Source organism: Aquitalea sp. USM4 (assembly GCF_004328945.1).
Lineage (GTDB): Bacteria > Pseudomonadota > Gammaproteobacteria > Burkholderiales > Chromobacteriaceae > Aquitalea > Aquitalea pelogenes.
Genome location: NZ_CP029539.1, coordinates 3221896 through 3239309, shown reverse-complemented (window position 1 = coordinate 3239309; position 17414 = coordinate 3221896). Strand labels below are relative to the sequence as shown.

The 17414-nt window shown below is 56.8% G+C and carries 18 protein-coding genes; 13 read left to right on the top strand and 5 right to left on the bottom strand.

The window, feature by feature from the left end; all coding sequences use genetic code 11:
* Window position 1 precedes the first annotated feature (1 nt).
* From DKK66_RS14975 to DKK66_RS14945, 7 genes are all read left to right on the top strand, one after another.
* Window positions 2-943, top strand: a complete 942-nt coding sequence (locus DKK66_RS14975; protein ID WP_131359393.1) for an SPFH domain-containing protein — start codon at window positions 2-4, stop codon at window positions 941-943.
* Window positions 944-1011: 68 nt separating this feature from the next.
* Window positions 1012-1545, top strand: coding sequence for a septation protein A (locus DKK66_RS14970; RefSeq protein ID WP_131359391.1), 534 nt, complete (start codon window positions 1012-1014; stop codon window positions 1543-1545).
* On the top strand, window positions 1545-1847 hold the full coding sequence (locus DKK66_RS14965) for a YciI family protein (protein WP_045845117.1): 303 nt from the start codon (window positions 1545-1547) through the stop codon (window positions 1845-1847). Before DKK66_RS14970 ends, DKK66_RS14965 begins: the two co-directional genes overlap by 1 nt.
* Window positions 1844-2110: a BolA family transcriptional regulator gene (locus tag DKK66_RS14960; protein ID WP_131359389.1), complete on the top strand. Its 267-nt coding sequence runs from the start codon at window positions 1844-1846 to the stop codon at window positions 2108-2110. Before DKK66_RS14965 ends, DKK66_RS14960 begins: the two co-directional genes overlap by 4 nt.
* Before the next feature lie 19 nt (window positions 2111-2129).
* The gene (locus DKK66_RS14955; protein ID WP_062789268.1) at window positions 2130-2918 is read left to right on the top strand and encodes a peptidyl-prolyl cis-trans isomerase; all 789 of its coding nucleotides are present in this window, start codon (window positions 2130-2132) and stop codon (window positions 2916-2918) included.
* 32 nt (window positions 2919-2950) lie between these two features.
* A complete protein-coding gene (locus DKK66_RS14950; protein WP_045845120.1) occupies window positions 2951-3733 on the top strand; it encodes a peptidylprolyl isomerase in 783 nt (260 codons plus the stop codon).
* A gap of 157 nt (window positions 3734-3890) precedes the next feature.
* Window positions 3891-4472 carry a LysE family translocator gene (locus DKK66_RS14945; protein WP_045845121.1) on the top strand — a complete coding sequence of 194 codons (582 nt, stop codon included), beginning with the start codon at window positions 3891-3893 and terminating at the stop codon, window positions 4470-4472.
* A gap of 1 nt (window position 4473) precedes the next feature.
* On the opposite strand, the gene DKK66_RS14940 is transcribed toward DKK66_RS14945, so the two are convergent.
* From DKK66_RS14940 to DKK66_RS14930, 3 genes are read right to left on the bottom strand one after another with little or no spacing between them, the layout of a single operon-like run.
* Window positions 4474-5328: an AraC family transcriptional regulator gene (locus DKK66_RS14940; protein WP_062789270.1), complete on the bottom strand. Its 855-nt coding sequence runs from the start codon at window positions 5326-5328 to the stop codon at window positions 4474-4476.
* A gap of 54 nt (window positions 5329-5382) precedes the next feature.
* Window positions 5383-7869 (bottom strand): EAL domain-containing protein, encoded by a 2487-nt coding sequence (locus DKK66_RS14935; RefSeq protein WP_242673502.1) that lies wholly within the window; start codon window positions 7867-7869, stop codon window positions 5383-5385.
* A gap of 43 nt (window positions 7870-7912) precedes the next feature.
* The gene (locus DKK66_RS14930) at window positions 7913-8230 is read right to left on the bottom strand and encodes a hypothetical protein (protein ID WP_131359387.1); all 318 of its coding nucleotides are present in this window, start codon (window positions 8228-8230) and stop codon (window positions 7913-7915) included.
* On the opposite strand from DKK66_RS14930, the gene DKK66_RS14925 reads away from it, so the two are divergent.
* The 6 genes from DKK66_RS14925 (at window position 8229) to DKK66_RS14900 (ending at window position 13535) form a co-directional block, all read left to right on the top strand.
* On the top strand, window positions 8229-9350 hold the full coding sequence (locus DKK66_RS14925) for a hydrogenase small subunit (protein ID WP_045845123.1): 1122 nt from the start codon (window positions 8229-8231) through the stop codon (window positions 9348-9350). The genes DKK66_RS14930 and DKK66_RS14925 overlap by 2 nt on opposite strands.
* Window positions 9350-11140 carry a nickel-dependent hydrogenase large subunit gene (locus DKK66_RS14920; RefSeq protein ID WP_131359385.1) on the top strand — a complete coding sequence of 597 codons (1791 nt, stop codon included), beginning with the start codon at window positions 9350-9352 and terminating at the stop codon, window positions 11138-11140. Before DKK66_RS14925 ends, DKK66_RS14920 begins: the two co-directional genes overlap by 1 nt.
* Window positions 11141-11334: 194 nt before the next feature.
* Complete coding sequence (gene cybH, locus DKK66_RS14915; RefSeq protein ID WP_045845125.1) at window positions 11335-12042, top strand: Ni/Fe-hydrogenase, b-type cytochrome subunit; 708 nt, start codon at window positions 11335-11337, stop codon at window positions 12040-12042.
* Between the two features lie 181 nt (window positions 12043-12223).
* Complete coding sequence (locus DKK66_RS14910; protein WP_045845126.1) at window positions 12224-12511, top strand: HigA family addiction module antitoxin; 288 nt, start codon at window positions 12224-12226, stop codon at window positions 12509-12511.
* 466 nt (window positions 12512-12977) lie between these two features.
* The gene (locus tag DKK66_RS14905) at window positions 12978-13247 is read left to right on the top strand and encodes a hypothetical protein (RefSeq protein ID WP_131359382.1); all 270 of its coding nucleotides are present in this window, start codon (window positions 12978-12980) and stop codon (window positions 13245-13247) included.
* 90 nt (window positions 13248-13337) lie between these two features.
* Complete coding sequence (locus DKK66_RS14900) at window positions 13338-13535, top strand: hypothetical protein (RefSeq protein ID WP_131359380.1); 198 nt, start codon at window positions 13338-13340, stop codon at window positions 13533-13535.
* A 176-nt stretch (window positions 13536-13711) separates the two neighbouring features.
* Here the strand turns inward: DKK66_RS14900 and DKK66_RS14895 are convergent, their stop codons facing one another.
* Together DKK66_RS14895 and DKK66_RS14890 are read right to left on the bottom strand one after the other, a co-directional pair.
* Complete coding sequence (locus DKK66_RS14895) at window positions 13712-15436, bottom strand: hypothetical protein (RefSeq protein WP_131359378.1); 1725 nt, start codon at window positions 15434-15436, stop codon at window positions 13712-13714.
* The gene (locus tag DKK66_RS14890; RefSeq protein WP_131359376.1) at window positions 15433-17391 is read right to left on the bottom strand and encodes a hypothetical protein; all 1959 of its coding nucleotides are present in this window, start codon (window positions 17389-17391) and stop codon (window positions 15433-15435) included. Before DKK66_RS14890 ends, DKK66_RS14895 begins: the two co-directional genes overlap by 4 nt.
* Between the last annotated feature and the right edge of the window lie 23 nt (window positions 17392-17414).

The window sequence follows — 17414 nt, the reverse complement described above, 5'->3', positions numbered from 1 at the left end:
CATGGAATTCGTCATTGTCCTGTTTGCTGCCGTGGTGATCTTCATCATCAAGTCGGTCAAGGTGGTGCCGCAACAGCATGCCTATATCGTGGAGCGGCTGGGCCGCTATCACGCCACCCTGACACCGGGGCTGAACATCCTCATCCCCTTCATTGACCGGCTAGCCTACAAGCACAGCCTGAAGGAAGTACCGCTGGATGTCCCCAGCCAGATCTGCATAACCCGCGACAATACCCAGCTGAAGGTGGACGGCATCCTGTATTTCCAGGTAACCGACCCGCAACGCGCTTCCTACGGCACCAGCGACTACCTGCTGGCCATCACCCAGCTGTCGCAAACCACCTTGCGCTCGGTAATCGGCAAGATGGAGCTGGACAAGACCTTCGAAGAGCGTGACGAGATCAACCAGATCGTGGTGGCCTCGCTGGATGAAGCCGCCATCAACTGGGGGGTGAAGGTGCTGCGCTATGAAATCAAGGACCTGGTACCGCCGCAGGACATCCTGCATTCGATGCAGGCACAGATTACCGCCGAGCGGGAAAAACGCGCCCGCATTGCCCAGTCCGAAGGGGTGAAGATGGAACAGATCAACCTGGCCAACGGTGCGCGTGAAGCGGCCATCCAGAAGTCCCAGGGCGAAATGCAGGCCACCATCAATAACTCGGAAGGCAACAAGCAGGCTGCCATCAACAAGGCACAGGGCGAAGCCGAAGCACTGCGCCTGGTGGCCGATGCCACGGCAGACGCAGTGCGGCGCGTCGCCGAAGCCGTGAAGGTGGAAGGCGGCATGGAAGCCGTCAACCTGAAAGTGGCCGAACAGTACGTGGCGGCCTTTGCCCAGCTGGCCAAGCAGAACAATACCGTCATCCTGCCGGCCAATGTGGCCGATGTCAGCGCCCTGGTGGCCACGGCGCTGAGCGTGGTCAAGCAAAGCAATCGTTAACACTTATGTCATTTTCGCAGCCTGCTCCTGTCTTGTATAACAGGCAGGCTGCCCCCATAATCAGCCGCATGAAATTCTTATCCGACTTCCTTCCGGTAGCCCTGTTCTTCGGCAGTTACCTGATTACCCACGACATGTTCCTGGCCACCAAGGTGCTGGTGGCAGCAACCGCCCTGCTGTTTGCCTGGACCTGGTTCAAGCACCGCAAGGTGGATGCCATGCAATGGATCAACCTGATCCTCAGTGTGGTGCTGGGTGCGGCTACCGTGATTTCCCACAACGACCTGTTCATCATCTGGAAATTCACCGTGCTGTACTGGCTGATGGCCATCGCCTTGCTGGTGAGTGACTTCATGGGCAAGAACGGTCTGAAACTGCTGATGGGTGAGCAAATCCAGTTGCCGCAGGCCATCTGGCGCAAGCTGGCCTATGCCTGGGCCGTGTTTTTTGCCTCCATGGGCGCACTCAATCTGTATGTGGCTTTCAATTTCAGCCGCGAAATCTGGCTGAGCTTCAAACTGTTTGGCAGTCTGGGCCTGATGGTGGTGTTCGTCATTGCGCAAAGCCTGTTCCTGTCCAAATACATCGAGGAAAAGAAATAATGCTGTATATCATCAGCGGCCAGGATCACCCCGGCTCCCTGGAAAAGCGTCTTGCTGCACGTCCGGAACATCTGGCCCGTCTGTCCGCCTTGCAGGAACAAGGCCGCCTGGTACTGGCCGGCCCCTGCCCGGCCATCGACAGCGTGGATCCGGGCAGCGCCGGTTTTACCGGCAGCCTGATCGTGGCTGAATTTGCCAGCCTGGAAGAAGCCCGCAACTGGGCTGATGCCGACCCCTATGTCGCCGCTGGCGTTTATGCTGCGGTGGAGGTGAAGCCCTTCCGCAAGGTATTCCCGGCATGATCGATACCGTCGCGCTGCTGCAGGCAGCTTTGCAGCAGCTGGACCCGGAACATCTGGAAATCCATGACGACAGCGCGGCACATGCCGGCCATGCCGGTGCGCGTTCGGGCGGTGGTCATTACGATGTCCTGATTGTCTCCACCCGTTTTGCCGGTCTGAACAGCGTCGCCCGTCACCGCCTGGTCTACGCCACGCTGGGTGATCTGATGAAAACCCGGGTGCATGCGCTGGCCATCCGCGCACTGACACCTGAAGAACTTTGATTCCGAGGAAGAACCGTCAATGAAAAAGAACCACATCGCCGCCTTGCTGCTGGCTGCAACCATCAGTGTTCCGGCCCTGGCCGAATCCATTGCCACCGTCAATGGCAAGTCCATCGACAAGACCGATCTGGACAACGCTGTGGCCGTTGTCGTACAGAACAGCAATGGCAATGTGCAGGATTCCCCTGCCCTGCGTCAGCAAGTAAAAGACACCCTGATCAACCGTGAAGTGATTCTGCAAGAAGCGCAGAACCGCAAGCTGGACCAGCAACCGGCCTTTATCAAGCGCATGGAAGAAGTGCGTCAGGACATGCTGCGTGAAGCGCTGTTTGCCGATCTGGTAAAGAACATCCCGATCACTGATGCCCAGCTGCAAGAACGCTACAACCAGACCCAGAGCAAGTTTGCCGGTACCAAGGACATCCACGCCCGCCAGATTACCGTTGGCAGCGAAGCTGATGCGATGAAGATCATCGACAGCCTGAAAAAGGGTGCCAAGTTTGACGAGCTGGCCAAAACCCGCTCACTGGACCCGGCAGCCAAGCAAAATGGCGGTGACATGGGCTGGGGTAATCTCGCACGCATGGAGCCGCAACTGGCTGACATCCTGAAAGACCTGAAAAAGGGTCAGTTCAGCAGCAAGCCGATGCAGACCCGCGTAGGCTGGATCATCTTCAAGGTAGAAGATATCCGTGATGCCAAACTGCCGCCGCTGGCTGAGGTAAAGCCGCAAATCGAGCGTCAGCTGCAGGAAGAAGCCATTGCCAAGGCAGTGGATGATTTGCGCAGCAAGGCGAAAATCCAGTAACACCACCCCGTCGTAACAACAGGAAATACAATATGCGCAAGACTTTGCTGGCAAGCGCCCTGCTGGCCGCCCTGAGCACCACTGCCGTCCTCGCTGCCGGCCCGTCCGTGAATGGCAATGAGATCTCCCAGGCGCGTATCGACGCCGTGGTACAGATGATGGCCTCCCAAGGCCAGGCTGCTGACGACAAGACCAAGGACATGGTGAAGGATCAACTGATCACCGCCGAAGTACTGCGTCAGGAAGCCGTGAAGAAGGGTCTGGACAAGACTCCGGAATTCAAGGCCGAGCTGCAGAACATGGAAGCCATGGCCCTGGCCAACCGCGTGATCCGCGACTTCCAGAAAGCCAACCCGGTAACGGATGAGCAACTGAAGGCCGAATACGACAAGCTGGTTGCATCGGTACCGGAAACCAAGCAATACCACGCCCGCCACATCCTGGTAGGCAGCGAAGCCGAAGCCAAGGCCGTGATCGAAGCCCTGCGCAAGGGCAAGGCTTTCGACCAACTGGCCAAGGAAAAGTCCAAGGACCCGGGCAGCAAGGGTAATGGTGGCGATCTGGGTTGGCAGGAAGCTGGCACTTTCGTGCCGGAATTCTCTGACGCCATGGCCAAGCTGAGCAAGGGTCAGGTTACTGCCAAGCCGGTGAAAACCCAGTTTGGCTGGCACGTGATCAAGCTGGACGACGTCCGCACCGAACGCAACGTGCCGTCGCTGGACGATGCCCGTCCGCAGCTGACCCAGCGCATCATGGGTGCTCGTATCGAGAAATTCGTTGGTGACCTGAAGGCCCAGGCCAAGATCCAGCAGTAATACCCTGCCCTCTGGCAGACAAAAAGGGATGCTCCGGCATCCCTTTTTTCTTGCCTGCCGCAGTTGTCCTTACCCCATGCAGTGGGCAATTTTCTTCAATACCGGACGCAACTGGCGCTCTATCTTCTCAGACTGTTCCCACCTGTCGAGGATAGACATGCAAGTCCTGCTCTCCATGGCCGCCTTTGCGCTGGCCGCTTCCATCTCACCCGGTCCGGTGAATATCGTGGCTTTCGGCTGTGGCGTCAGCCATGGCTTCCTGCCCAGCCTGCGCCATGTCAGCGGCGCCACCATCGGCTTTACCGTGCTGTTTCTGCTGACCGGCCTTGGTCTTGCCGAACTGCTGGACGGACTGCCTGCCGCTGCCCGGCTGATCCAGTATGCCGGGGTCGCGTTTTTGCTGTATCTGGCCTGGAAACTGGCCCGGGATAATGGCGAACTGCACACCAGCAGCCAGCGACCCTCGTTTCGCCAGGGCGCACTGATGCAGTGGCTGAATCCCAAGGCCTGGCTGGCTTCGTTGGCCGGCATGGGGGCATTTGCCAGCCAGGGTGACACACTGCTGGTATGGCGTTTTGCCGCCATTTATTTTGTCATCTGCTACGGGTCGATTGCCTGCTGGGCATGGGCGGGAGCGCGCTTGCAGCCGTATTTGCGCGAGCCCAGGCATGTGCGGCTGTTCAACCGCCTGTTGTCCTTGCTGCTGGCTGGCAGCGCGCTCTACTTGCTACTGGAGTGATTCAGCCGCTGCTGCGACAGTACTGACCGGGCGTAGCCGCCACCAGCCGCTTGAAGGTGCGCTGGAAGTGGGCCTGGTCGGCAAAGCCCAGGGTCTGCGCGACCTGGGCGATGGACTGGCCACTGCGCAGCAGTGTCTTGCCGCGCCGGATGCGCCGGTCCAGCAGATATTCATGCGGCGTCATGTGATAGCGCTGGCGGAAGGCGCGAATCAGATAAGAAGCAGACAAGGAGGACGCGGCGCAGATATCTTCCAGCCGCAAATCACTGGCGTATTGATCGTCAATGAACTCAGCCACCCGTTGCAAGCGCCGGTGCTGCTCCGTGCTGTCCGGCGTCACGGTGTGCAAGCGGCTGTGCAACTGCGCAAAGAAGCTTGTGGCCGCCTCCTGCTTGCCAAGCAGGGCCATATCCGGGGTCCGGCAAGTAGCCACCAGTTGCTGCAGTTCGCCAAACAGGCGTGCATCCTCGCTCAAGCGCGGGGAAAAACAATGGAAATCCTGATTGGCACTCAGCCCGAGTTCGACTTGCAGTTGCGCCAGCCAGGCGGTATCCACATACAGCATGTGGTAGGACCATGCCTGATTGGCAATCGGATTGCAGGCATGCACCTCACCCGGATTCATCAGCACCACGCTGCCATGCGCCACCTGATAGCGGTCTTGCAGACTCAGGTAAGTGCTGACACCGCCAGTGATGGCACCAATGGAAAAATGCTCGTGCGAGTGACGGGCGTAACACACCTGCCGCCCGTCCTGTACCGTGCGGATTTCCAGGAAGGGCAAGGCCGGGTCACGCCAGAACAAGGGCTGTGACTGGCTGGAGGCAGAAGAAGGCGTGGCTGGCGAACGAGGCATCCGCTCAGCATATCGCAGCCACTGCCGGCATGCCAGCCCGGCAGCTGGTGATGTCTAGCCCTGCTGGGCGCGCAGCAGGCTTTCGAATACAGCGGCAGGCACCGGCTTGCTAAACAGATAACCCTGCCCGCACTCACAGCCCTGTTCTACCAGGAAGCGACGCTGCTCATCCAGCTCCACGCCTTCGGCCACCAGATCCAGCCCAAGGCTGCGGGCAATGGAAATGATGGCCTGGGTGATGGCGGCATCGTCCCGGTCCTGATGCAGGTCCATGATGAAGCTCTGATCAATCTTCAAGCCGCGAACCGGCAGGCGCTTGAGGTAGGACAGGCTGGAATAGCCGGTGCCGAAGTCGTCAATCGACAGGTAAATGCCCAGCGCCTGCAGGCGGTGCAATACCTCCACCATGCCGCTGTCTTCATCCATGGCCACGCTTTCGGTGATTTCCAGCTCCAGCGCGCTGCTGGGCAGGCCATGACGTTCCAGCGCCTGGGCTACCGTGTCGACAATGCTGGAATACTTCAGCTGTCGGCCGGATACATTCACCGCAATACGCCCCTGCAACAGCCCGGCGTCACGCCAGCGGCGGATGGATGCACAGCTGTTGTCCAGCACCCATTCGCCGATGCTGGTGATGAGCGAGCTTTCCTCGGCAATGGGAATGAACTGCGCCGGGGAGATCAGCCCCATGTCCGGATGCTGCCAGCGCAGCAAGGCTTCGCCGCCGATGATGCGGCCCGAGGCCAGTTCCACCTTGGGCTGGTACCACACTTCCAGTTCATCCTGCGCCAGTGCGCGGTGCAGGCTGTATTCCATCTTCAGCCGCTCTATCGCCCGCGCATTCATGTCGGCGGTGTAAAACTGGAAATTGTTCTTGCCGCGCTCCTTGGCCCGGTACATGGCGGTGTCGGCATTCACCAGCAAGGCATCCGCCATGGCACCGTCTTCCGGGAACATGCTGATGCCGATACTGGCGGAAATGAACACGCCCTGCCCGGCCACGGTGGATTCGGCGGAAATGGCATCCAGAATGCTCTGCGCCCGGCTGGCCACCTGCTGCACGGTGACGATGTTTTCCAGCAGCACGGTGAATTCGTCGCCGGACAGGCGCGCTACGGTGGACAGATTGGGCACGATGCGTTGCAGCTCGCTGGCAATGCGCACCAACAGCTCGTCACCGGCATGATGCCCCAGGGTGTCGTTCACCATCTTGAAGCGGTCCAGGTCGATGAACAGCAAGGCAAAGCGGCGATCGAACTGCCGCGCCTGCTCCACCGCCGACTGCAGTTTCTCGATGAACAAGGTACGGTTGGGCAGGCCGGTCAGCGCGTCATGATTGGCCAGGAAGTGCAGGCGTTCCTCGGCCTGCTTGCGCTGGGTGATGTCGGAAAACACGGCCACGTAATGCAGGCATTCGCCACGCTCGTCACGGATGGCGGTAATGCTCAAGTGCTCGGTATACAACAGGCCGTTCTTGCGGCGGTTCACCACCTCGCCCTGCCAGGCACCATCGTGTCGCAGGCAGCGCCACAGGTATTCGTAGAATTCCGGTGATTGCTTGCCGGACTTGAGCAAGGCCGGGGTCTTGCCGATGGCTTCCTCACGGCTGTAGCCGGTAATGCGGGTGAAGGCCGGGTTGACCGACTGGATGATGCCGTTGCCATCGGTAATGACAATGCCTTCCATGGTGGCTTCAAATACCTTGTCAGCCAGCAGCAGGCTCTGGCGCGACTGGATCAGCGCTTCGTCACGCTCGCGCAGTGCGCCATGCAGCTCCAGCAGGAACTCGTGCTCGATGCTCTGGATGATTTCGCGGAAACCGACAATGTGAACCAGACGCTGATCGCCATCGAAAACCGCCAGGTGGCGGATCTGGTGCTGCAGGATGACACGCCGGGCCTGCAGCAGGCTGGTGCTGACCGACACGCCAATCACCGGCCTGGTGCAAATGCGCCCAAGGTCGGCATCCACCTGGCCGCTGGCCACCATGCCGACGACATCCCGCTGGGTGAGGATGCCGTAGCTGCCGTCGGGAAACTGTATGCCAATGGCGGTCAGCTGTTGTTCGCGCATGCAGCTCAAGGCGGCTGTCAGGCTGTCAGCCGCCTGCAGGATGGCTGCCGGCGGGGCCAGGATGCCATCCAGCCGCTTCAGGCCGAGAAAGGCCTCGGTGCCCTGGCACAGCACTACGTCGGAGAGGGAAACCAGGCCGACAATGTCGCCATGCTTCTCTACCAGCGCATGGCGGATGCCGTTGCTGCGAAAGCGCCCCACCGCGTCATGCACGCTCAACTGGTGTGACAGGGTCACCACCGGCGTACTCATTACCTGGCTGATCGGCTGGCGACGTGCCACCGGGTCGGTCAGGTCGATCGACAAGGCATCGGTTTCGGTCCAGATACCCAACGCATGACCGGGCGCATCAAACACCACGATGGAACCGCAGCCGCTCTCCATCATCATGGCGGCAGCCTGATGCACCGGCGTCTCGGGCGTGCAACTGAGAATATCCGAGGAGGCAATCTGCTCTATGGGCTGCATCAGCGGAGACATCATCCTAGACCTGTAAGCAATTTACTGTTCATTACAGCGGCATTATACATTTTTCACTTAACACCATAAAACGAATCTGGCTATTTAATTGCAGCCGGTCAGCTGCACGATATTTTCCACTTTGCCGCAAAACCGAAAACAAAGTTTGCAGTACTTTTCTTTGCCGCCAAAGCAATTCACTGATTTTAAAAGACTTGTCACAACCCAAAGCCTGGCACGGAATTTGAAACCCACTGACAGCTTGCAACACCGCCAGCCTGTCCGGACAGACCACGAACAACGCAGATCCGGCACAACAATTAAAACACATCGAATGCCATTTGCATGGCATGGAGGAGCGTAACCACATGGAGACTTTCTATCAAGCCATGCGTCGCCAGGGCGTGACCCGACGCAGCTTCCTGAAGTTCTGCAGCCTGACCGCCACCTCGCTGGGCCTGGGCTCGGCTTTTGTCCCGCGCATTGCCTATGCACTGGAAACCAAACCGCGTGTGCCGGTGATCTGGCTGCACGGCCTGGAATGCACCTGCTGTACCGAGTCATTCATCCGCTCGGCCCACCCGCTGGCCAAGGACGCCATCCTGTCGCTGATCTCGCTGGATTACGACGACACCATCATGGCTGCTGCCGGGCATCAGGCCGAGGCCATTCTTGACGACCTGATCAAGAACCACAAAGGCAATTACATCGTGGCCGTGGAAGGCAACCCACCGCTCAATGAGGACGGCATGTACTGCTTCCCCGGTGGCGAACCCTTTGTAGAAAAACTCAAGCGCGTATCGGCCGATGCCAAGGCGCTGATCGCCTGGGGTTCCTGTGCCAGCTGGGGCTGCGTGCAGGCCGCCAAGCCCAACCCCACCCGCGCCACGCCTGTGCATCAGGTGATTCTGGACAAGCCGGTCATCAAGGTGCCGGGCTGCCCGCCCATCCCGGAAGTGATGGCCGCCGTGATCACCTATATGGTCACCTTCGACAAGATTCCGGAACTGGACCGCCAGGGCCGGCCGAAGATGTTCTACGGCCAGCGCATCCATGATAAATGCTATCGCCGCCCGCACTTTGACGCTGGTCAGTTTGTCGAGAGCTGGGACGACGAAGGCGCGCGCAAGGGCTACTGCCTGTACAAGATGGGCTGCAAAGGCCCCACCACCTATAACGCCTGTTCCACCGTGCGCTGGAACGACGGCGTGTCCTTCCCCATCCAGTCCGGCCACGGCTGCATTGGCTGTTCGGAAGAAGGCTTCTGGGACAAGGGTTCCTTCTACGACCGCGTCACTTCCATTCCGCAGTTCGGCGTGGAAGCCAATGCCGACAAGATCGGCTTTACCGTGGCCGGCACCGCCGGGGCTGCCATTGCCGCCCATGCCGCGGTCAGCGCCATCAAGAGCACCATGCTGAAAAAGCAGGACCTGCAGCCGCTGGACCAGGCCGCCGCACAGAATAAAGACAAGAACGAGGAGAAAGTCTGATGTCCTACCAGACCCAAGGTTTTACCCTGGACAATAGCGGCCGCCGCGTGGTGGTGGACCCGGTCACCCGTATCGAAGGCCACCTGCGCTGCGAAGTGAACATCGACAGCAACAACATCATCACCAATGCCGTCTCCACCGGCACCATGTGGCGCGGCCTGGAAGTGATTCTCAAGGGCCGCGACCCGCGTGACGCCTGGGCCTTTGTCGAGCGCATCTGCGGTGTGTGCACCGGCACCCACGCGCTGACCTCGGTGCGCGCCGTGGAAGACGCGCTGAAGATCAAGATTCCCGAAAACGCCAACCTGATCCGCAACATCATGCAGGCGGCGCTGTATGTGCACGACCACCTGGTGCACTTCTACCACCTGCACGCGCTGGACTGGGTGGACGTGGTGTCCGCCCTCAAGGCCGACCCGAAGAAAACCAGTGAGCTGGCGCAGAGCATTTCCGACTGGCCGCTGTCCAGCCCCGGTTATTTCCGTGACCTGCAATCGCGGCTGAAGCGCTTTGTCGAATCCGGCCAGCTGGGCCCCTTCCGCAATGGCTACTGGGGTCACCCGGCGATGAAACTGCCGCCGGAAGCCAACCTGATGGCCGTGGCCCACTATCTGGAAGCGCTGGATTTCCAGAAGGAAATCGTCAAGATCCACACCATCTTCGGCGGCAAGAACCCCCACCCCAACTGGCTGGTGGGCGGCATGCCCTGCGCCATCAATATCGATGACGTGGGCGCAGTCGGTGCCATCAATATGGAGCGGCTGAACCTGGTATCGCAGATCATCGACCGCACCATCACCTTCTGCGAGCAGGTTTACATTCCGGACGTCATCGCCATCGGCGGCTTCTACAAGGACTGGGCAGCCATCGGCGGCGGCCTGGCCAGCCAGAGCGTGATGTCCTACGGCGACTTCCCCGACCATGCCAATGACTACAGCGAAAGCAGCCTGCTGCTGCCGCGTGGTGCCATCATCAACGGCAAGTTCAACGAAATCCACCCGATCGACCTGTACGCCCCGGATGAAATCCAGGAATTCGTCACCCACAGCTGGTACAGCTATGGCGACGACAGCAAGGGCCTGCACCCCTTCGATGGCATCACCGCGCCCAAATTCGAGCTGGGTGCCAAGCACAAGGGCAGCAAGACCCGCATCGAGCAACTGGACGAATCGGCCAAGTACTCGTGGATCAAGTCGCCGCGCTGGAAGGGCCACGCCATGGAAGTGGGCCCGCTGGCGCGCTACCTGATCGGCTACCACCAGAACAAGCCGGAGTTCAAGGAGCCGGTGGACAAGCTGCTGCATGCGCTGGGCGCACCCAAGGAAGCCTTGTTCTCCACCCTGGGCCGTACCGCCGCCCGTGCGCTGGAATCATCCTGGGCTGCCAACAAGATGCGCTACTTCTTCGACCGCCTGATCAGCAACATCAAGAACGGCGACACGGCAACTGCCAACGTGGAGAAGTGGGACCCGGCCAGCTGGCCGGCCGCCGCCAAGGGTGTGGGCTTTACCGAGGCACCGCGCGGAGCACTGGGCCACTGGCTGAAAATTGCCGATACCCGCATCGACAGCTACCAGTGCGTGGTACCGACCACCTGGAATGCCGGCCCGCGTGACGCCAAGGGCCAGATCGGCGCATACGAAGCCTCGCTGATGGGCACCAAGATGGCAGTGCCGGATCAGCCGCTGGAAATCCTGCGCACCCTGCACAGCTTCGACCCCTGCCTTGCCTGCTCCACCCATGTGATCGGCGAGGACGGCGGCGAGCTGGTGAGTGTGAAAGTACGTTGAGTTCGTCGCGCCCGTCCGCCCGGCGGCACCCCCTGCCCGGCAGACGGCACGACGATTGACCAGTCGGCACCCCCCGCTCCCCCCGCAGGCGGTGCTGGCGAACTTCCTGATCGTCCGCCACGCTGGCCGGAGTGCCCATCACTCCCGGGATGGCCGGCAGCGTGGCGGTACGGCGGGAAAACAGGAGATTCAACATGAAAAGCTACGGCTTCGACGGCAACGCCCCGCAGGGCCTGGGCCGCAAGGTCACGTCGGTTTATGTCTACGAGGCACCGGTACGCCTTTGGCACTGGATTACCGTGCTGTGCATCATCACCCTGTCGGTAACCGGCTACCTGATTGGCAAGCCCCTGCCTTCAGTACCCGGTGAGGCCACCTTCAACTTCGTCATGGGCTATATCCGTTTTGCCCATTTCACCGCCGGCTACATTCTGGCCATCGGCCTGATAGGCCGGCTGTACTGGGCGCTGGTGGGTAATCACCATGCACGCGAGATCATCCTGGTGCCGGTGTGGGACAAGGGCTGGTGGAAGGAATTTTTCTTTGAAGTGCGCTGGTATCTGTTTCTGGAGCGCTATCCGAAAAAATACATCGGCCACAACCCGGTAGGGCAGATCGCCATGGCCAGCTTCCTGTGGGTGGCCGTCTTCATGTGCTTTACCGGCTTTGCGCTGTACGGCGAAGGCTTGGGCACCAAGAGCTGGGCCTATCAGGGCTTTGGCTGGGTGATTTCCGCCTTTGGCGGCAACAGCCTTACCGTACACAACTGGCACCGTCTGGGCATGTGGTCCATCATTTTGTTCGTGATGATTCACGTGTATGCCGCCATCCGCGAGGACATCATGTCCAAGCAGAGCATGGTGTCGACCATGATCAGCGGTTTCCGCATGTTCAAGGATTAGGACAAAAAACGTCAGCTACTGCGTTGCGCCTCCTTGCCGTACTCAGTGTACTGTCTGCGTCGGCGCGCCTTGTCCCTGACGTTTTCATTTTCCTGATATAACTCTGAGATTTTTCGAACTGCCGCCAGTTCGCGCTGGCGGCAAATCAACTCAGCCTCAAACCCCATCCACACCCACCACCATGTCCACTCCGCTCGTCAGTGCCCGCACCCCGCTGCACCCCGGCCGTTTTCTGGATAGCCGCTTTCTTGCGCCATCCGGCATGAGCCAGACCGATGCCGCACGACGACTGGGCATCTCGCGGCGCAGGCTGAACGAACTGATTGGCGGCAAGCGCGGCATCAGCCCGGATACCGCCATCCGGCTGGCCTGCGTGTTCGGCCAGGACGCACAGTTCTGGATGGCGCTGCAAAGCGCCTGGGACCTGGCGCAGGCCCGCCGCCAGCTAAGGCAAGCACGTCGCGTTTAAACCTTGCGTCACCCGCTGACGCAAGCTTGCACTGCGTTGCCATCCACGACCCGCGCTCCGTACACCATGCCCCACCTGGCCCCGCTCGCCTTACCCCCATGTTTCTTGCCTTCCCACCCGCAGCACTAGATAATCCCCTCCGTGCCGTTCAATAGCGGCACCGGGATTGGCGTCCCGAGCTTCCCGGACTGCTACGCGCTTGCGTACCAGTCCACACACCATTGCTTTGCCTTTTTTATGGCGGGCCATGGTGGGAGCCTCTTTTGAGGCGCCGGGAAGGAAGCCGGTAACGCCAATCCCGCCATGCGCCTGCCACCCGCGATTGGCGTCGTAGGGAGCAGATTCCAGCTGCTTTCTGGAGCCTTCTGATGCGTATCTTCCTATCCTGTATTGCACCGTTTACCGCCTTAAGCAGGTCTTCCGCCACCCCGTCGTTGCTCTATACACCATCTCAGGAGCAACACCCATGACACACCAAACCACCACACCCGTCCTCCCCCTGATGCGCCAACACATCGTCCTGCTGCAAGCCATGCTCCAGCAGGACCGCTTTGCCGCGCTGCGCAGCCCGGTGCAGGAGTTGGCACATGGCTTTGCCCAGCTGGAATCCGCATTGCGGGAACAGGCCCAGACGCTGGAGGCAGTGATGGCCTTGCTGGCCCTGCACCCGTCTGATGCCTATCGCAATCACTTGATGCAGGGCTTGCTGGGTTTGCAGCAGCAATTGCAGGCTTGAACCCGCGTAGTCACCCGTGCAGAACAGCCCGGCTATTTAATGGATAGGAGGGCTGTTGGCTTGAAGCTTTTTACTCAATAGCGGCGTGCCTTGCATCTGGTCCCGGAATACGTCGGCACCATCATCGACCGGATCAGCCGGAGTGCCACCATCAAACTGATGGAAGCCTACGGCGGCAGCAACTGCCTGAAGCTGGGCAACAACGCCACCATCAACAACGTGCTGGTGACGAAATACCGGCTGTGTGAACGCAGGATTGAGGAGATTCTGGATAAGGGAGATGACTGAGTACCGCTGAGTGATACCGGACAAGGCTCGTTGTTCTGAATAAAAAATGGCCCTGATGGGCCATTTTTACTTCTACTACATCGGCGAACCACACAAAACGGAAGTCAGAGCATATCGGCCCATAGCCCCCATATCGGCCAAAGCAGCCGTTCAGCAGAACAGTGCCAATAGCAGCTTTACACAAAACTCTGGACGCGACCACTTCTGAAGTCAGCAATTTGAAACCAAAAATGGGCAGGAACAGGCAACTGGAAATGTCGGGCAGCGATGAAGTCAATCGGCCACAAACCTATTGGAGCCGTTTGAGAATGCTTTGCCCAATTGTATTTTTCTAATCCATTAAATTTACCGACCCTAGCCCGAAGCTCATCAGAATTCTTGGGAAGTGAATATGGTGCTTCTGTCTCTCCATGCTCGTAGTATGAGGTTTGGTAATACCAATATCTTGGCCAGTCTTCCGTTGGATGCCAAAGCTGAGGGCAAATTTCGGAATACGCTTTTTCATACCCATTAGTTAGTAGTGAATATGGTTCTTCCAAATGACCAATAGCGCACCATGATGCAACCGTCGCGAGCATCCAGGAAGTGCTCATCATTTTTTTAGCCATCTCTTCGTTTGGCGATACTTCAAACTCAACTAAGTCATCAAGAGAGTCAGTTCCAATTGGAAATGAACGTTTTGTGATAAAACTGAAATGTAATCTATGCGCAATTTCTGTTAACCATAATTCCGCCTCGGCATCCCTTCCGATACTGATGAGAAATATCAATGCCAAACAAAGTTCACAAACATTTCTATCCAGCCGAGGAGACGATGTGGCGTTATTATTGTTTATGATATTCAGTAGAGTCTGACCGACAATTTCAACATTATTTTGTTGTATTTCTTTAGCGGCGTCGCCTTCCACAGGGGTGAGCACTTGGCTTAATCCAATGGTTGCCAGCAACCCGATATGCTCGAACAACACCAAGGAGAACTCAACATTCTCTCTGCAATATCCTGCCATCCCATCGCGAACCGATGCATGTAGCTGAATTGCTTCTACGTATTCTTTTGCTGCATTCGAATAGGAGGCCCAAGGATCGCCAAGCGCTTTGTACAATTCTTTTCGGCTAGCTGGATCGGTAAATTGAATGCGATGCCATGTCCAAAGAAGGGTTCGCTCCGCAACCCACAGTGCCTGCTTTCGATCTCCATCACTTTGCGCCCAATGAGCACATACCTGAGCTGCAAGGTTCGCACGATAGATCGCTTTAGTGAGTTGTCGGATGTTTGACGAGGGCTCGGAAACAGTTCCATCGTTGTTCAAACCAAGTTGCCGACGCAAGACTTTCTGGAGATCGCGAAAGTCATAATCTCGATCTCCTGCAAGGGCAAGGGCTTTGCGCAGATCTGTTCTGTCTGATTCAGCAAAAAGGTGCTCATCCAAGAGGTGACGCTCCAAGAGGGATGCAACGTGGTCTCCGCTCCAGAATTCAAACTTGGCTCTTGCATGATTACTTTCAACAAAGCCCTTCCAGTTAAGATGTAGCTCCTGCTTTAGATCACCAGTTGTTGCTACGATTACGACTTTCCTGAGCTGTTGATGTTCAGGAGCAAGGTGCGTTGTTAGATAAACTTCGAGTACTTCGATCAACGTTGGGTGCACGCTAGTTCTAGGGTCTCCATGCCAATCATTTCTCCCAATGTCTCCTTGCTTAATAACGAACAGCAGGATCTCTCTTACTCCGTCCTCAAGAGATTGCCCAACAGCGGCAAAATCTACTCCATACTGCCTTACTCCGGTCTGTGGCTTGCCCAAAGGGACATATCCCATTTCGATAACAAGTTCAGGTAGCAAACGATCAAATTCATCCCGCTCGCGAAGTGTGCGAAGGTAATGCGCCAGGATCAGTTTCATTTAGCCGACCTTTTTATTGTTCTCAATCGATATCCACGGATGGCATAACCGACAGGATCAAGAACTTCTCGCCGAGGTAATTCTATTGAGTACGAGAAGCTTGATAGCTGGCTAGGCTCCCGAAAATTTCCATCGTGATAACTAAAGCATCCTTTTCCCGCCTTAAGGGATATTTGCGTTGCAATTTTCCTGAAAATTGATTGCTTGGCAGCTTCTTCTCTTGACTTTTCCATTTGTTTTGCGCGGGCAAGTGCAAATTGACGTTGGAGATGTGTCGATGGCTTTAATTCGTTTAATCGAGGAAGTTCTTCGGTTTCTTTGATCCGACTCTCTAGAGAGGTTTTCCACTGATTGAGCACTTCTAGTATTTCCGACCTACAATCATTTTCAATCAAGCTCTCCAGCGCCTTAAGTGTAGTACTTGGATAGTCGTATCCGATCTCATCAACAATAAGGGTATGCAGTAGTGGAATAACTCGCGGGAAACTTTCAGGGGCAACATCGAGCATAGACAGGCTAAGCGACAACAGTTGTTTGGTACTGTGTACAAAGCCGAGTAAACGTCCTCCGATGAATATCAGATCCTCTACAGACATGCTCTCAATGATTATTGGGTCGAAATGCACCGGAGGCCCACCCCTTAATTCTAGCTCTCCCAGCATTCCAGCTACCACGGCAGCCAGTTTTGGGTCGTCGTGATTAAGCCAGTTCGTGATGACCTTGGCAAAAAGGGCTGCCTGCCCACTAATTTTCAACAAACATTGATCAAATTTAATAGCAAATTTCTTATCAATCGGGAAATCGTCAGCGTTTTGAATAGCCCAGGAAGATAAAAACTCGATTATGAGGTCCTGGGCTTCAACAGATCTTTCAAAAATCTTGGAAAGCGCTAAATCAAGTCCATCCAAGCTATGCTCTGACTCTAGCTGGGTGAGTAAAGGGAGCCAAATCAGAAATCTTCCTTGTTCGTAAAGCTCGGTTGAATGCTGAAATAAGGAATCTCCAATTGCCACTAACACAGCTTGTTTGTTTTTTTCAGCGGCCTCACACAGTGCTTCGTCGAATTGGTCGGTTAAATGCAGCACTGTTGTTGCAGATCCAATTGCCTGGAGACGAGTTACCTCATCAAACTGAGCGAAACCGTTGAGTATGAAGAGTTGTAGGCGATTTCTTTCCGTAGCAGAAAGATCGGGTAAAAGTAGTAGTCGCCCACATATCCAAACCTTGTGATGCTGCTCTAAAAAATCGCCTTTGTTTCCCTCATCTAATAGCAGACTAACGGCCTCCCGAGGAAAATGGGGAGCCAAGGCCAACAGGGAGGCTGCGAATAAATTCACTGTGTCATCATTAATACTACTCCATTCCCTTTGGAGGACTTCTCTCGCAACCTCTGGATATCGCGACAACCAACTTTCAAGAATACTATAGAACCTACCCGAAGCCAGATCACCTTTGATTGCGATGGCTTGAACCTTGCAAAACTTCAATAATTTTTCAAAAGAAATGCTTGTGGTGTACCGAAGAGTTGCTTCGAGTACATTGAATATGTCGAAGCAGTGTTCGCCAGCCTCAAGAGCTTTTGTTGCGAGATCAAAGAAGTCATGATGGACTTGAGTAGCGGAGACCAGTCTTCCAGAAACAAAGTCTTCGTGACCAATTTCTCGAACCCACAGTGTATGTGCGATCGAGAACAGGGCCGCAGCATCAATTTCGTCCCTGTCAAAGTGGCGATCAAAAAGATACTTAGCAAGCAGTTCGTTGCGAGCAACAAGGGACCGAAGTATTAATTGCCCGGCAGAGATTTCATGGGTTGCGGTATACTCTTTGACAACCCCTTCCCATTCTTCAGGAAGATCAACTACCAGCTCTGAACTACTATTCATATGGAGCCGAAGTGCGAGTTGTGCAGCAGATGCCGGAGGGCCTTCTAGTTCATGCTTAAGCAGTAGGTTCATATCTCTAGGTATATAGCAGCGTA

Coding starts and splice junctions, on each gene's coding strand:
- DKK66_RS14975 (WP_131359393.1), top strand. CDS start 2: ATGGAATTCGTCATTGTCCTGTTTGCTGCCGTGGTGATCTTCATCATC.
- DKK66_RS14970 (WP_131359391.1), top strand. CDS start 1,012: ATGAAATTCTTATCCGACTTCCTTCCGGTAGCCCTGTTCTTCGGCAGT.
- DKK66_RS14965 (WP_045845117.1), top strand. CDS start 1,545: ATGCTGTATATCATCAGCGGCCAGGATCACCCCGGCTCCCTGGAAAAG.
- DKK66_RS14960 (WP_131359389.1), top strand. CDS start 1,844: ATGATCGATACCGTCGCGCTGCTGCAGGCAGCTTTGCAGCAGCTGGAC.
- DKK66_RS14955 (WP_062789268.1), top strand. CDS start 2,130: ATGAAAAAGAACCACATCGCCGCCTTGCTGCTGGCTGCAACCATCAGT.
- DKK66_RS14950 (WP_045845120.1), top strand. CDS start 2,951: ATGCGCAAGACTTTGCTGGCAAGCGCCCTGCTGGCCGCCCTGAGCACC.
- DKK66_RS14945 (WP_045845121.1), top strand. CDS start 3,891: ATGCAAGTCCTGCTCTCCATGGCCGCCTTTGCGCTGGCCGCTTCCATC.
- DKK66_RS14940 (WP_062789270.1), bottom strand. CDS start 5,328: ATGCCTCGTTCGCCAGCCACGCCTTCTTCTGCCTCCAGCCAGTCACAG.
- DKK66_RS14935 (WP_242673502.1), bottom strand. CDS start 7,869: ATGCAGCCCATAGAGCAGATTGCCTCCTCGGATATTCTCAGTTGCACG.
- DKK66_RS14925 (WP_045845123.1), top strand. CDS start 8,229: ATGGAGACTTTCTATCAAGCCATGCGTCGCCAGGGCGTGACCCGACGC.
- DKK66_RS14930 (WP_131359387.1), bottom strand. CDS start 8,230: ATGTGGTTACGCTCCTCCATGCCATGCAAATGGCATTCGATGTGTTTT.
- DKK66_RS14920 (WP_131359385.1), top strand. CDS start 9,350: ATGTCCTACCAGACCCAAGGTTTTACCCTGGACAATAGCGGCCGCCGC.
- cybH (WP_045845125.1), top strand. CDS start 11,335: ATGAAAAGCTACGGCTTCGACGGCAACGCCCCGCAGGGCCTGGGCCGC.
- DKK66_RS14910 (WP_045845126.1), top strand. CDS start 12,224: ATGTCCACTCCGCTCGTCAGTGCCCGCACCCCGCTGCACCCCGGCCGT.
- DKK66_RS14905 (WP_131359382.1), top strand. CDS start 12,978: ATGACACACCAAACCACCACACCCGTCCTCCCCCTGATGCGCCAACAC.
- DKK66_RS14895 (WP_131359378.1), bottom strand. CDS start 15,436: ATGAAACTGATCCTGGCGCATTACCTTCGCACACTTCGCGAGCGGGAT.
- DKK66_RS14890 (WP_131359376.1), bottom strand. CDS start 17,391: ATGAACCTACTGCTTAAGCATGAACTAGAAGGCCCTCCGGCATCTGCT.